Origin of the sequence: Candidatus Chlorohelix allophototropha, assembly GCF_030389965.1 — a bacterium.
GTDB lineage: Bacteria > Chloroflexota > Chloroflexia > Chloroheliales > Chloroheliaceae > Chlorohelix > Chlorohelix allophototropha.
In genome coordinates this window covers 23934-36930 of record NZ_CP128399.1, presented here as the reverse complement: position 1 = coordinate 36930, position 12997 = coordinate 23934, and the positions used below count along the sequence as shown (strand labels likewise).

At 45.9% G+C, this 12997-nt stretch carries 10 protein-coding genes; 4 read left to right on the top strand and 6 right to left on the bottom strand.

Annotated elements, in window-relative coordinates; genetic code table 11:
• Window positions 1-50 precede the first annotated feature (50 nt).
• Both OZ401_RS00160 and OZ401_RS00155 read left to right on the top strand, forming a co-directional pair.
• Window positions 51-503 carry a flavodoxin family protein gene (locus OZ401_RS00160; RefSeq protein WP_341468681.1) on the top strand — a complete coding sequence of 151 codons (453 nt, stop codon included), beginning with the start codon at window positions 51-53 and terminating at the stop codon, window positions 501-503.
• A gap of 243 nt (window positions 504-746) precedes the next feature.
• Entirely contained in the window at window positions 747-1424 is a 678-nt protein-coding gene (locus tag OZ401_RS00155; protein WP_341468680.1) for a PspA/IM30 family protein, read from the top strand.
• A gap of 57 nt (window positions 1425-1481) precedes the next feature.
• On the opposite strand, the gene OZ401_RS00150 is transcribed toward OZ401_RS00155, so the two are convergent.
• Complete coding sequence (locus OZ401_RS00150) at window positions 1482-2954, bottom strand: hypothetical protein (protein WP_341468679.1); 1473 nt, start codon at window positions 2952-2954, stop codon at window positions 1482-1484.
• Window positions 2955-3091: 137 nt separating this feature from the next.
• On the opposite strand from OZ401_RS00150, the gene OZ401_RS00145 reads away from it, so the two are divergent.
• Both OZ401_RS00145 and OZ401_RS00140 read left to right on the top strand, forming a co-directional pair.
• Window positions 3092-4063, top strand: a complete 972-nt coding sequence (locus tag OZ401_RS00145) for a serine/threonine protein kinase (RefSeq protein WP_341468678.1) — start codon at window positions 3092-3094, stop codon at window positions 4061-4063.
• 136 nt (window positions 4064-4199) lie between these two features.
• On the top strand, window positions 4200-5009 hold the full coding sequence (locus tag OZ401_RS00140; protein ID WP_341468677.1) for a hypothetical protein: 810 nt from the start codon (window positions 4200-4202) through the stop codon (window positions 5007-5009).
• A 58-nt stretch (window positions 5010-5067) separates the two neighbouring features.
• On the opposite strand, the gene OZ401_RS00135 is transcribed toward OZ401_RS00140, so the two are convergent.
• The 5 genes from OZ401_RS00135 to OZ401_RS00115 all read right to left on the bottom strand — a co-directional run bounded on the left by OZ401_RS00135 (window position 5068) and on the right by OZ401_RS00115 (window position 12966).
• Entirely contained in the window at window positions 5068-7593 is a 2526-nt protein-coding gene (locus OZ401_RS00135; RefSeq protein ID WP_341468676.1) for an ATP-dependent Clp protease ATP-binding subunit, read from the bottom strand.
• Between the two features lie 343 nt (window positions 7594-7936).
• Window positions 7937-8851, bottom strand: a complete 915-nt coding sequence (locus tag OZ401_RS00130; RefSeq protein WP_341468675.1) for an AAA family ATPase — start codon at window positions 8849-8851, stop codon at window positions 7937-7939.
• Between the two features lie 455 nt (window positions 8852-9306).
• The gene (gene rpsA / locus OZ401_RS00125) at window positions 9307-10746 is read right to left on the bottom strand and encodes a 30S ribosomal protein S1 (RefSeq protein WP_341468674.1); all 1440 of its coding nucleotides are present in this window, start codon (window positions 10744-10746) and stop codon (window positions 9307-9309) included.
• A 304-nt stretch (window positions 10747-11050) separates the two neighbouring features.
• The gene (locus OZ401_RS00120; protein ID WP_341468673.1) at window positions 11051-11398 is read right to left on the bottom strand and encodes a hypothetical protein; all 348 of its coding nucleotides are present in this window, start codon (window positions 11396-11398) and stop codon (window positions 11051-11053) included.
• A gap of 224 nt (window positions 11399-11622) precedes the next feature.
• Window positions 11623-12966, bottom strand: coding sequence for a WD40 repeat domain-containing protein (locus tag OZ401_RS00115; protein ID WP_341468672.1), 1344 nt, complete (start codon window positions 12964-12966; stop codon window positions 11623-11625).
• Window positions 12967-12997: the final 31 nt, after the last annotated feature.

Genomic DNA, 12997 nt, shown 5'->3' with positions numbered 1-12997 from the left:
TTTAAGGAAAAAAATGTAATGACTTCCAAACAAAGGAGGTTCTCGAAAAGATGAAAGCGCTGGTTATTTATGATTCCAAATATGGAAATACCAAGCAAATCGCTGAAAGTGTCGCTAAAGTTATTGACGGGGAATCGGTGAATGTCACCGATTTTAACCCAGAGATGCTGGTAGGGATAGATGTAGTAGTGGTGGGCAGCCCTATCAATGGGTGGGGACCATCTCCTTTGACTCAAGCATTACTGACTAAACTTGAAGCCATTAAATTAAAAGATAAATGCGTAGCAGCATTCGATACAGGTTATCGCTCCAAGTTTTCCGGGAACGCGGCTGCCAAGATAATGAAAAGGCTGATTTCAGCCGGTGGAAAACAGCTTATACCAACCCGCAAATTCGTCGTAGAACATTCGGAAGGCCCATTGGGATCGGATGAAATAGCGAATGCAAACCTGTGGGCGATCGAGCTAAAAACACAATATGAACGACTTGTTGCTACAGCCTGAAAGGTTTCTTAGATTCTATGAAACCTGATGCCTAAACCAGCGTATATAGCTGAGATGAGCGAGAAAATTCCCTGTTGTTTGGAATTATTATCTATAGCAATGGCTTTCCGAATTTGCTAGAATGTGAAAGTAAGTGCGTTAAACTGGAATACAAGCGGAAGGCACAAGGGCGTACCCGGCACGCTCATGCAGCTATTCCCTTATTAATTAATAATAATCAAAAAGCTTTTAGAGGAGGCTGAAATGGGCATTCTCGACCGAATTTCTACTATTCTCCGCTCGAACATCAATTCGGCGCTTGATAAAGCCGAAAACCCGGAAAAGATGCTTGATCAGATCATCCGGGACATGTCGAGCGCAATTGAGGAAGCAAAGGGACAGGTTGCAGGAGTTATAGCGCAGGAAAAACAGACCGAAGCCGAAATGAACAGCAATTTGCGCCAGTCGCAAGAATGGTCGGATCGGGCGGAAAAAGCGGTTAAAGCCGGACGGGATGACCTTGCGCGCGAAGCATTGCGCCGCAAAAAAGACCTTGAAGGAATAGCTACTACTTACAAACAGCAATTTGATACGCAACACCAGATGAGCCAACAGTTGCGAACCCAACTTGACGCGCTTATTCGTAAATATGAAGATTCGGTGCGCAACCGCGATGTAATGTTGGCGCGTTATCGCACTGCTCAAGCCCAACAGCAAATCAACAAGCAAATGTCAGCGATGAGTGGTCTGGATCACAGCAGCGAAATTGGGCGCATGGATCGCCGCATTCGCGAGATGGAAGCCCGCTCTGCTGCCGAAGCCGAACTCAACAAGGGCAGTAGCACGCTGGAAGACCAGTTCGCGCAGCTTGATGCTACCGATGACATGGACGATGATTTGAAAGCCCTCAAATCCAAGATGGGCATGGGTGGTAACGCCTAGTACCCCTTCCTAAACCACAAGACATCCGTTTCAGGCAAGGGGCTTAAGCCCCTTGTTTTATTTTAACGCTGCTTTGAATTTATTCAGTTCCAGCGTATTGAGTATTTCAGAAGCACGCGCCGCACCCCGTCGCGCCGTCAAAACTCCGTATTCAAGGTGTGCCAATGCTTGAGTGGAATGTGCCCCGCTTGAAATTACCAATTTCGCCTTTTCTTCTAAAGCTTGCTGGATATACTCTGCTTTCAGGTCGAGTCGGTCGGGATTACCGTTGATTTCAAGAACCGTGCCTGTCTCTCTCGCTGCTACAAAGATTTTCAGCATAAAAAGGTCGGCTGGTTCACACAAGTTCAAAATACGTCCGGTGGGATGCGCCACAATATCCACATGAGGGTTTTGCATAGCTTTGATAAGGCGTTCGGTAATTTGCTTGCGTTCTTGGTGCAAGCCGGAAAGCATAGTCGCAACCACAATCTCTAGTTGTGAAAGTATCTCGTCCGGTAGCGAAAGCGTACCATCGGGCAAAATTTCCACTTCAGCGCCCCATAGCAAGCTAAAGTTATAACCCTCGCGTGCCAATACATCGTTCACTCTGTATATCTCGGCGCGTTGTTGGAGCAATTTAGCAAGGTTTGCATTTTGTCCGGCGTGGTCAGCCAGCAACAGGTAGTGGTAGCCTCTTTTTATGGCAGCGCGCGCCATTTCCTCGATAGTGGTGCTACCATTGCCCCAAGTTGAGTGAACATGCAAATCGCCCTTGATTCCGGATAACGTTACCAAATCAAGCGACATTTCACCCTTCTGGATAGCTTCTATCTCGCCATTGCCGTTACGCAGTTCAGGTGGAATGTAGGGCAAGCCTAGATAGCGAAAAACCTCTTCTTCATCTTTGGCGGGCCAAACGTCCTCGCGTTTCAGAAAGCCACCAAGACTGAGTTCGTAGCCGTATTTGTAGGCAAGGTTGCGCAATTGGGTACGGTGTTCAGTCGTTCCGGTAGTAAGCGCCCATGTTGTAGCCAATTGCTCAGGAAAACAAGTGATAAACTCCAACTTGAGACCGTTTTGCAAGGTGACATCAGCTTTGTAATCTCGACGCTTTCGTACCTCGGCAATTTCGGGCAATTTTAGAAAAGCTTCAAGAGTATCATATGTATCGTTGCTCACCGCAATTAGGCTAACCTGTTCTACCAGTTCTTCGGCGCGACGTAATGCTCCAGTAACTTCAATACGTACAATGTTGGAATCAAACGCACTTATCTTTCCGGCAAATTCTCTGGCTCGTTCCAAAGCAAAGCCCAGCGACATTTTATTATTCGCTTGCCAGCGTTCCAGATTCTGCTTTAATTCGTTCATGCCGAGGTCGGGTAGCGTCTCCAAACGCCTCTCCTGCAACGCTTCAAACAATTCAGTCGCGCCAAGTATTCCCGCTTTTTGTTCAAGCATAGCAGCAATACGCTGGTTGAGACCCGGCACAACGCACAAGGGCAATGGTTCGTTTCTATTTATATTTCCGACATTATTATCATTATTCATCGTTAATCTCCTAAAATGGACACTATACAATTACTGTATGTTAGCATACGTGGCATATTCCGGTTGTTATTTTCAAGCTGTTTGCTATAATCTTAATTAGACATAGCAAAAATTTGATAATGTAGTGGGTTAGTGAAGTGATTAATACGCTGGTAGGAGAACATTTTCTAATTGAACAAGAGCTAGGGCGAGATCAGTTTGGTATAGTTTATATCGGACGTGATACCCGTTGGCGCAGAGAAGTCAAACAGGTAGCTATTCGCATACTGGATAAAAGACTCTGCATGTTGCCGGGTTTTGCGGAACGATTGGCAGAAATTGCTCCTAAACTGGCAAGTTGGGATCAGCTTTATATAAACCGAGTGATAGCGCAGGGCGTTATGCGAGACGTACAAAGCGGCGCAAACCTTCATTATCTGGTAAATGAGCCGCCCGGCACTGAAACGCTTTATGCTTATGTTCAGAGAGTGCGCTCCCAACTTTCACCTGATCTGGTAGCAGTTTTAATTGAGCAAATTGCCGCCGCGCTCGAATATGCCAACCGCCAAAATATCATTCATGGTAATCTGAATTTGTGGAATATTACCATGCGCGAAAGAAATGGCGCTGCCAGCGTGGAGGTGACTGACTTCGGGTTGGTGCAGTTGCTTACGCCTTTCTCCCAAAAAGAGCATGAGCAAATGATCGGCTGGAAAGTACCGGCTGGCATTCCTGAATTTATCGCACCGGAAAGGTTCAGGGGTGAACCACCCTCCAAATCCAACGATGTGTACGATTTTGGAGTGATTCTTTACTTTATCCTGAGCGGGCGTTATCCTTTCACCGGCACTTACGATCAATTGATTCTGGCGCACAGTTACCAGAATCCGCCTTCATTGGGTCCGCTAGTGGCGCATGGGCCTGAAATCCACACTATGATGATCCGATTGCTCTCCAAAGCCCCCCTTGACCGTATGAGCGTACAGGACGTGTGTATCCGTTATCGCCAGATAAACAATCTGCCGCGAACAATGCTGCCCGTATTCGACTCTCATCCCCCTCTATTGACTCCACCTCCCGGCGATACCGGCGACCTTAAGAAAAAGGGCGGTTGGTTCGGTCGGTCATAGATAACCTGTGTTAAAACAATTTCATTAACGATTTATTAGGATTATTAACACTACATTCAATTAATATACTTAATATTATAATAAAGTTAAATACTACAATTATTCTACTCGCTTTGAACACATGGAGAAAAAGGCTATGGCAGACGCGGGAAATTCATGGGTAGAACAACTTTATTACTATTTTGTCGAAAGTGTTCATTATAGTCCTAACCTTTTTGGACTGAAAACAGATCCTGAAAACAAATTACCTTACCAACAAGTATTAGAAAAAGTTCGTCGATATGAAGTGCCACTTAATGGAGTTCTGAATATCAGTTTACGTGTATTTCCAACACGGATAATTAGTGGATTTCTCAACTGTTTTTTGGATACACAGAAAGTAGATTTCTGCACTTCGCTAACATTGAGACACTATCTTGTAGATATTGATCGAAAGGTAGCATTTGCACAGCCAGATACAACATTGGAAGACGAAAATACTAGAATTTTTATTGAGATGAAGGTAGGAGATAATCTTGAGTTATCACAAATTTGGAAGTACGTGATGCTATTAGCGAGATGGAACTTAGCAACTGAAGAACGGAGAAAACCCTATCTACTTCTTTTGACAAAAAAACCAATCAAAGCGCAGTGGGTTACCAAAGAGCGTAATATTATATTCATTAACAATGATGGCATTGATAATCTACTAACATATCTCAAGAATGCTAGAATTCAACGATCTCCAAGAATGAGTAAGGATGAATTTTATCGCTTAAAAAAAGAAGCAAAATGGGTATGCGATAATCTAACTATTGGTGCAACTACTTGGACCGAAATCGGTCAATACTTTCAAACCGAACTTGACAAGCTCAGAGGAGAACTGCAAACAGAGTTCTCTGAAACAGGTGACAAGCTCATTTCCGACCTCTTACAGGAATTCAGGAATCGTAAGTTATTAGATTAGTGGCATACCCAAACAAAAAAGCCCCTTCCTTGAGCGGAAGGGGCAAGAGCAAGATTTTCTAACTCTCTTTATTTTCTTCGACCACTATTTCAGCGTCAATTATTGCCAGTTTACCATCAGGTAGAACAGGCACAGCATCGGTCAGTGGCACGCTAGTGATAACCAGTTCGGCATCTTTTGTTTCAACGAGTACCCTGTGGTTGGGCAGAACACTACCGGAAAGCAAACCCTCTGCCAGTTTATCCTCAATCTCGTTTTGGATAACGCGGCGCAGCGGGCGAGCGCCATAGGTTTTATCGTAGCCCTTCTCGGCAATCCAGTCCATTGCTGCCTCGGTTATTTCCAGCGTAATTTGCTGCTCAACAAGCTGGTTTTGTACCCGCCTGAGTAACAGGTTCACAATCTGGCGAATTTCCGGTTGGCGTAGCGCGTGGAAGACGATGATGTCATCGACGCGGTTCAGGAACTCAGGGCGGAACATGCGCTTGAGTTCTTCCATCACCTTCGATTTCATCTCATCGTAATCGGTCTTGGCGGTTTTATCCGTGTCGCCTTTTTGCCGGAAGCCGAGCGTAACCATGCTGCGATTGATGAACTCCGCACCTACGTTGGAGGTCATAATGATAATGGTATTGCGGAAGTCAACCCGGCGACCCTTGGCATCACTCAAATAGCCATCATCCAAAATCTGGAGCAACATATTGAAGGCTTCAGGGTGTGCCTTCTCAATTTCATCGAGCAAAATCACGGAATAGCTTTTACGCCGAACCGCTTCGGTTAGCTGTCCGCCTTCCTCATAGCCGATATAGCCGGGGGGCGCTCCAACTAAGCGACTCACGTTATGACGCTCCATGAACTCGCTCATATCAATTTTGATGAGCGCTTTCTCATCGCCAAACATGAATTCGGCTAAGGCTTTTGCCAATTCGGTTTTACCAACCCCGGTAGGTCCGAGGAACATAAACGAACCAATCGGGCGTTTCGGGTCTTTCACTCCGGCGCGACTGCGCTGTACCGCTTTACTGACGCGCTGAATTGCCTCTTCCTGACCAATCAGGCGTTTGTGAAGCTCTTCCGCCATATGAAGTAAGCGTTCGCTTTCTTCACCCGCAATACGCATCAAGGGGATACCGGTTTGCATCGAAACGATTTCAGCAATATCCTCTTCGGTTACGTAAGGTCGCTCGTTCTCCTGCGCATTCTCCCATTTGTTTTCCATCTCGGTGATGCGTTCGCGCAGACGATCTTCACGATCCCGTAGGTCGGCAGCAAGTTCAAACTGCTGAGCCGCTATAGCAGCATCTTTCTCCTTGCGGATACTGTCAAGACCACGCAACGCCTCTTTCAGAGTGGGCGGGCTACTACTGCGGTGCATACGCACACGGCTGGCAGCCTCGTCAATTAGGTCAATCGCTTTGTCAGGCAAATAGCGGTCGGTAATATAACGCGCTGCCAATTCCGCCGCCGCTTTAATGGCATTATCGGTAATCGTCAGGTGGTGATGCTCTTCATACTTGGATTTGATACCTTGCAGAATGAGAACGGTTTCTTCTACCGAAGGTTCTTCCACCTGAATGGGCTGGAAGCGGCGTTCGAGAGCGGCATCACGCTCAATATACTTGCGGTACTCATCAAGAGTGGTTGCACCGATAGTCTGCAATTCGCCACGGCTAAGAGCCGGCTTGAGGATGTTAGCGGCATCCACAGCGCCCTCGGCTGCGCCTGCACCTACCAGAGTATGCAACTCGTCAATGAAGAGGATAGCGCCAGTATTTTTGACCTCAGCTACTACCTTTTTGAGGCGCTCTTCGAACTCACCGCGATACTTAGTACCGGCAACCAATGCGCCGATATCAAGCGCCAACAAGCGCTTGTTGAGCAAGTTTTCAGGAACATCACCACTGACAATGCGCTGTGCAAGACCTTCGACGATAGCAGTTTTACCAACGCCGGGTTCGCCGATCAAAGCGGGATTGTTCTTGGTGCGGCGACTTAAAATCTGGACGACGCGCTCAATTTCTTTTTTGCGCCCGATAACCGGGTCAAGTTTATCTTGGCGGGCTTGCTCTGTCAGATCAACGCCCATCGCATCAACAAAAGGTGTTGGGCTGGTCTGCTTAGCCGATTGGTTACTATAGGTGCTCTGGTTTAGCACCTGAATAACCTGCTGGCGCACTTTCTCAAGACTTACGCCTAAGCTTTCCAGCACACCCGCAGCAATACCTTCGCCTTCACGTACCAGACCAAGCAAGAGATGTTCGGTTCCGATATAGTGGTGGTTGAGGCGGCGGGCTTCATCTACAGCAAGTTCAATCACCTTCTTGGCACGAGGAGTCAAGCCGATTTCACCCTGTGGAGCGCGATCGCCACGCCCTATAATGAATTCAACGGCGCTGCGCACTTTATGGAGTTCTACGCCCAAATTGTTGAGAACGCGGGCAGCAACTCCATCACCTTCACGCACTAAACCAAGAAGTAGATGCTCAGTACCTATATAATTATGGTTAAAACGCTGCGCTTCCTCCTGCGCCAGCGTCAAAACCTTGCGCGCACGTTCTGTGAATTTCTCAAACCTATCAGACATTATGGTTTCTCCCACTAAACTAAACTGAGTTCTGCCGCAACTCTCTATCTCTCTATAGTCGAGGGACTTATATTAGGAGAGAAACGACCCTGCTGCCCCACGCCAGCTCAGTTTTGTCACTAATAAATCTACAATTCTGGTGTAATTGGGTCTATTTTTTTAGGGGCTTAATAAGTAGTATAGTTTTTATAAAAGTCTTTTTTAAGTATTAAATATATAACGGGGACTATCATGTAAGTATAATCCCCGCAGTAAGGCTATTTTACCATACTTGCCAAATAAGGGTAGTATCTTTTGCGTTAGTATAGTGTATGAATCGACCCAATTTTTACCTTATTTAGACTTAATCAGATTCGTCTAGCTCTTTATCCAATTCTTCGGGAGTTTTACCGGTTATGTCTGCTACTATTTCCAGCACCTCATAGGCAGTTACCGGACTCTCGCGGATTTCCTTTAGCACATCTTCTTTTTTGTTTTTCTTTAAAGCTGGCTCACGCTTAAGCGCAACCATTGCGCAAGCTTCGTCTAGCAAATCCATTGCCGCGCCCGGTTGTACCCGATCGTTTATATATTTCTCCGAAAGCAGCCAAGCCATTTCCAACGCGCCATCGTCTATAAATACCTTATGATGCTGTTCATATAGCTTGTGCGAGGAACGTAAAATCTTCATGGTTTCAACTTCATCCGGGGCTTTGACCGCTACAGCCTGGAAACGGCGCAACAATCCGGGGTCTTGCTCTTTGATATTGTACATTCCAGCAGGGGTTGTAGCAGAAATAATACGTACACCATGCCGATTCACCAGATCGTACAGCGCGGCGAATAGGCTGAAGTTTAGCAAACCATCCGGTACATACAAGATTGTTTTTCCGTTGCCGATATCCTGTTTCCAGCGCACTCCCGGCAGCGATTGTGCCAAGAAGAAGTGATTTACCTGGATTATATCTACTCCTTCAAAACCATGCGGTGGGTCTTCGGCAAGGCGCAACGCCACTCCGTTTACCAACGCAGTTTTTCCTGAACCGCTTTCTCCAACCAGCAATACATGAGGGTCCTGCCTACGTAATAAAAGCCGAAAAATACGCGCAACTTCTTCATCGCGCCCTACCAACGGATCGAGTTCTCCTGCCTGCGCTCGCTCAATCAGGCTAATTCCGGCAGAATATAACGTACCGCGCGCGGTAGCTTTTGAGGGCGTAGATGCTTCATCATGGGCTTTTTCGGGAGTATTAGGACTGACTTTATTGCCACTATCCATAACCTGTCCCCTCACTTTCTGAGGCGATAAACCATAACTTTCAAGAGTTATATCGCCAGAACAAGCAGTTAATATTCAGTACTACTCGAAAGGTGGTGCATTGTACTAAATCACAACTCAAAGCTTAAACAAAACTTATCCGGCTCTTTTATTATCGCGTTTTTTCAACAACCCCAAAAGTATAGGCTCTGTTCCGATAGGCTTGTTCTTGTGCGTGTAGGTTCATCAAAACTGAGGTATATATAGGGCACGCTGTATAGCTCCAAATTGTAACAGAGCAGGAGTTAGCAGACAAAATAAGCAAGCGAGCTTTGACAGGCGCTTACGGGTTGATTTTAACCCGAATCGGCGCACAAATTTGTACTTTGTACTACAAACAAGGTGAGCCATACAAATCTATGTATAGCTCACCTTGTATTTTTCTCTTTTCCGGTTGTTAGGAAAACACCGGGAAGTTATTCCTCGGTTAGCTCAGCTTCCCCATCTTCCGAAGAGTGAGACTTGCGTGGGCGGCTGCCCTCGTCTTCGTCATCGGTGAGGCTACCGGCATAATCAGGAGCGGCACGTTTGAGGCTGAGACCCATGCGCTTGCGCTGCGGGTCAATGCGGATAATCCGCAACTCAACTTCATCGCCTTCTTTGACTACGCTACGTGGATGCTGAACACGACCTTCCGCCAGTTCGCTGACGTGGATCAAGCCTTCGATACCATCGGCAATTCTGGCAAAAGCTCCAAAGTTGGCTAACTGGGTTATTACGCCTTTAACCAATTGTCCGGGCTGGTAATTCTCCATCACGGTAGACCAAGGCTCAGCCTGAGTACGTTTGATCGAGAGCGCGACTTTCTTATCGGCTTCGTCTACACTCAGCACGAACACTTTAACCCTATCGCTGACCTTGAGAATCTCACTCGGATGGTTGATGCGACTCCAGCTCAGTTCGCTCAAGTGAACCAAACCATCTGCGCCACCGATGTCCACAAAGGCTCCAAAGTCACAAATGCTGGTAACCATACCCTCGCGTACCTGACCGGGTTCAAGCTCCTGCATCAAGCGATCTTTCTGGGCATCGCGCTGTTCTTGAGCAGCAAGACGCTCGCTCAAAATCAGGCGGTTGCGGTGCCGATTAATTTCGATAATCTTGAGAGGTAGGTGGGAGTTGACCAATCGGGTCATTTCGCTCTGTTTGGCAGCTTCATTGGTAGTTGCTAAGCCGGTTACCTGCGAGGCAGGTACGAAACCACGCACTCCTTCGAGGTTAACCAGCAAACCGCCTTTGTTGTAGCCGGTGACTTCTGCTTCGATAATTTCGCCACCCTCGAACTGCTTCTGGAGTTTTCGCCAGCTTTTTTCCATTTTGGCTTTATCGATGGAAAGAACGGCGTGACCTTCCTGATTTTCAGGCTGTACCACGAAAACCAGAATCTGGTCGCCGACCTTTATTTCGATCAATTCCTGCTGGGTAAGAGTTTGCAGTTCTTTGTTGGGAACGATGCCTTCGCTCTTAGCGCCTATATCAACCAGTATCTCGTCACGGTCACGATGCATGACGATACCTTCAATGACCTCACCATAATGTAAGGCTTTGAGGGCACTGCCAGGCTCGCTTAAAAGTTGTTCCATCAACGAGAGGGGAGTAAGGTTTTCTACCGGAGTAGCGGCTTCAAGTTCTTCACTGTCAGCATCCTCAGATGCGTTAGTAGTTGACTCGATAGCAACTTCAAGTTCTTCAGCTACTTCTTGGACGGTATCGTTGCCATTGGCAAGCTCGGTTACCGCTTCTGTTTCGAGGTTTTCAGGATTCTGTTCTGCCACAATAGTCATACCGTGCTGTTCGACAGCATCACCTCCTACCTCGCTACCTTCAATTTTGTTTCTTTCGACGTTTTCTTCCATATGCCTTCCTTAGAAAAGAGAGTTAGACCGACCTTTGCCGAGAGTATTTTCTCTCGCAACTCTTTATCAAGTCTTATATAAGGCTTGCAGATGCGATTGAACAAAATTCGGGCAGGCGTGTCTCAGGCGGTATTATAATGCTTAAGTGGAAAAATTGCAAGTGGAGTGAACTAAATTAACCGCAAATATAAGATAGCGTCGTACAGTTGTATTCGCAGAGTGCAAAGTACTCCGAGAATCTACTGGGCGCCGATAAAACCTGTGATAAATAGTCTCAGGTTTTAAGGCTTAATCTTGAGATTGATTAAACCTCTTCTTCCTCATAATCCAGAAGTGAGTCTTCGGTACTATCTGCTTCGAATTCCTCTTCGAGAAATTCATCATTGAAAAAGCCAACTTCTTGACCTTGGTAAACCCAAACATTAAGGTCATCTCGTTTGACGGTTGCAGTAACCACCAAACGTTCATCAATTTCTTCAATTATGTGGGCAACTTCGTTTTCAGGCAAGGGCACTTCCAGTACTACTGTAGCGTACACATTTTCACTGGCGTAATGCAAATCTACCCGACCGATGCGCTGATTATTTTCGAGAATGAGGAAACCCTCGCTGCTGCTGGTGCGAAACTGCCGTTGAAAGTTAAGACCTTGCAATTTTCTGTTTCCTTCCGCAATACCAGACATAGGACTGAGAGTTAGTACAGTGGTCTATCCCAAACAAAACTGAAATTTATATTAGCACGATAGCATGACCATGTCAACGCAAAAATTGTGTTTATAGCGTTGGGTTCAAGCGCGACTGAGATTTGCTCAAAACAAAAAGTAGGTTAATTTGAGCCGATTTTATAGTCAGTATTACACTTTCTCATAAATGTGGTTTAGCGAAGTTGCCATATGCTGAGCCTATCGAGAGTGCTATAGGAAATTTTACCAGCGCGAGAAAAATCAAGGCTATCTATGCTATTACGTGCTTGACCGAACTCACGTACCAATTGCCCGTTAGACATGTCCCATAGCTGTAAAGAAAAATTGTTGTTGGTTTGAGAACCGACACCAAACAACAGGAAACGGCTGTCAGGTGAAAATGTAGTGATATTAGAATTTGATGGATAGGAATTTAGCTTGTAGAGTTGCGCACCGTCTGATAAACGTCTCACTAAAATATACTGGTCTGTCCATTGGTTACCTTGATAACTGGAGGCAAACATTTTACCGTCCGGCGAGATAACCAAATTACTATTATTAATACTGGGCAGGCTCTTTTCAATTGTCCAATTCGATGTATTCCAAAATTGCAGTTGGTTACTGCTTATGAAAACCAGCAAACCATTAGGGGCAAAAGTAAAACCTCCATTTTTGGGAAATTCTCTAACCACTTGCCAGTCGGTTACATTCCAGACTTTAATCCCTGTTTCGTAATAACCTGCTGCCATCAAAGTGCCATCAGGTGAAAATTCTACGTTCTCAGCCGGCATATCCAGCTTTTTTAGCGGTGCGCCGTCACTTACCTGCCACAAACGTACGGTTTCCCTCGAACCGCTCGCCAGCATTTTCCCATCTGGTGAAAATGCTACTGTCCTGATCAGGTCAGTATGACCTTTCAATTCGCGTACAGTATTACCATTTTTTGTACTTAAAAGACTCAAGTAACCATTTTCAAGCCCGCCTGCCGCAAGCAATTGACTGTCCGGCGAAAACTTGAGAACATACATAGAAGTGTTAGTATTTATTTCCACAAGACAGCCGCTGTAACCAAAAAGCTTGTCCGACCACCCGCATGTATGTAGTCCCAGTCCGGTTAACCCTACTCCTATAAGGGATAGGGTAATCGCTATAATACCGAGGTGAAGCATTAAAGGGGTATCACGCAGGGGTAAGCTTTGGGCATCCGGGTCGGGAGCGCGAAATAACAGCGCCCGAACAGGCGGGTTATAACCGGGAAGTGGTTTTCTGGCAAAAAGGCATTGGGCAATACGCCATAATGGAAAAAAGTAAATAAAGGTAGCGCTCCACCAAATAAAAAAATCTATATGAGTATCTAAACTAAAGTAAAGATTGTTAATCAAAAAAGCACAAATACCAAGTAGCAAAAAGAGTACTATGTAAGAAAGAGTGTTCAGGAAATTGTTTCGACTAAAAGGGCGATATCGCGTGCTTGAAGAAGTCCACCCTGTGAGCAAGATAACTGTAATCGGGTAGCCCCACTGTTGCAGAATTTCCATAATCTTACTCTTTAATTTAGTTGCTTAAAAT

Coding starts and splice junctions, on each gene's coding strand:
- OZ401_RS00160 (WP_341468681.1), top strand. CDS start 51: ATGAAAGCGCTGGTTATTTATGATTCCAAATATGGAAATACCAAGCAA.
- OZ401_RS00155 (WP_341468680.1), top strand. CDS start 747: ATGGGCATTCTCGACCGAATTTCTACTATTCTCCGCTCGAACATCAAT.
- OZ401_RS00150 (WP_341468679.1), bottom strand. CDS start 2,954: ATGAATAATGATAATAATGTCGGAAATATAAATAGAAACGAACCATTG.
- OZ401_RS00140 (WP_341468677.1), top strand. CDS start 4,200: ATGGCAGACGCGGGAAATTCATGGGTAGAACAACTTTATTACTATTTT.
- OZ401_RS00135 (WP_341468676.1), bottom strand. CDS start 7,593: ATGTCTGATAGGTTTGAGAAATTCACAGAACGTGCGCGCAAGGTTTTG.
- OZ401_RS00130 (WP_341468675.1), bottom strand. CDS start 8,851: ATGGATAGTGGCAATAAAGTCAGTCCTAATACTCCCGAAAAAGCCCAT.
- rpsA (WP_341468674.1), bottom strand. CDS start 10,746: ATGGAAGAAAACGTCGAAAGAAACAAAATTGAAGGTAGCGAGGTAGGA.
- OZ401_RS00115 (WP_341468672.1), bottom strand. CDS start 12,966: ATGGAAATTCTGCAACAGTGGGGCTACCCGATTACAGTTATCTTGCTC.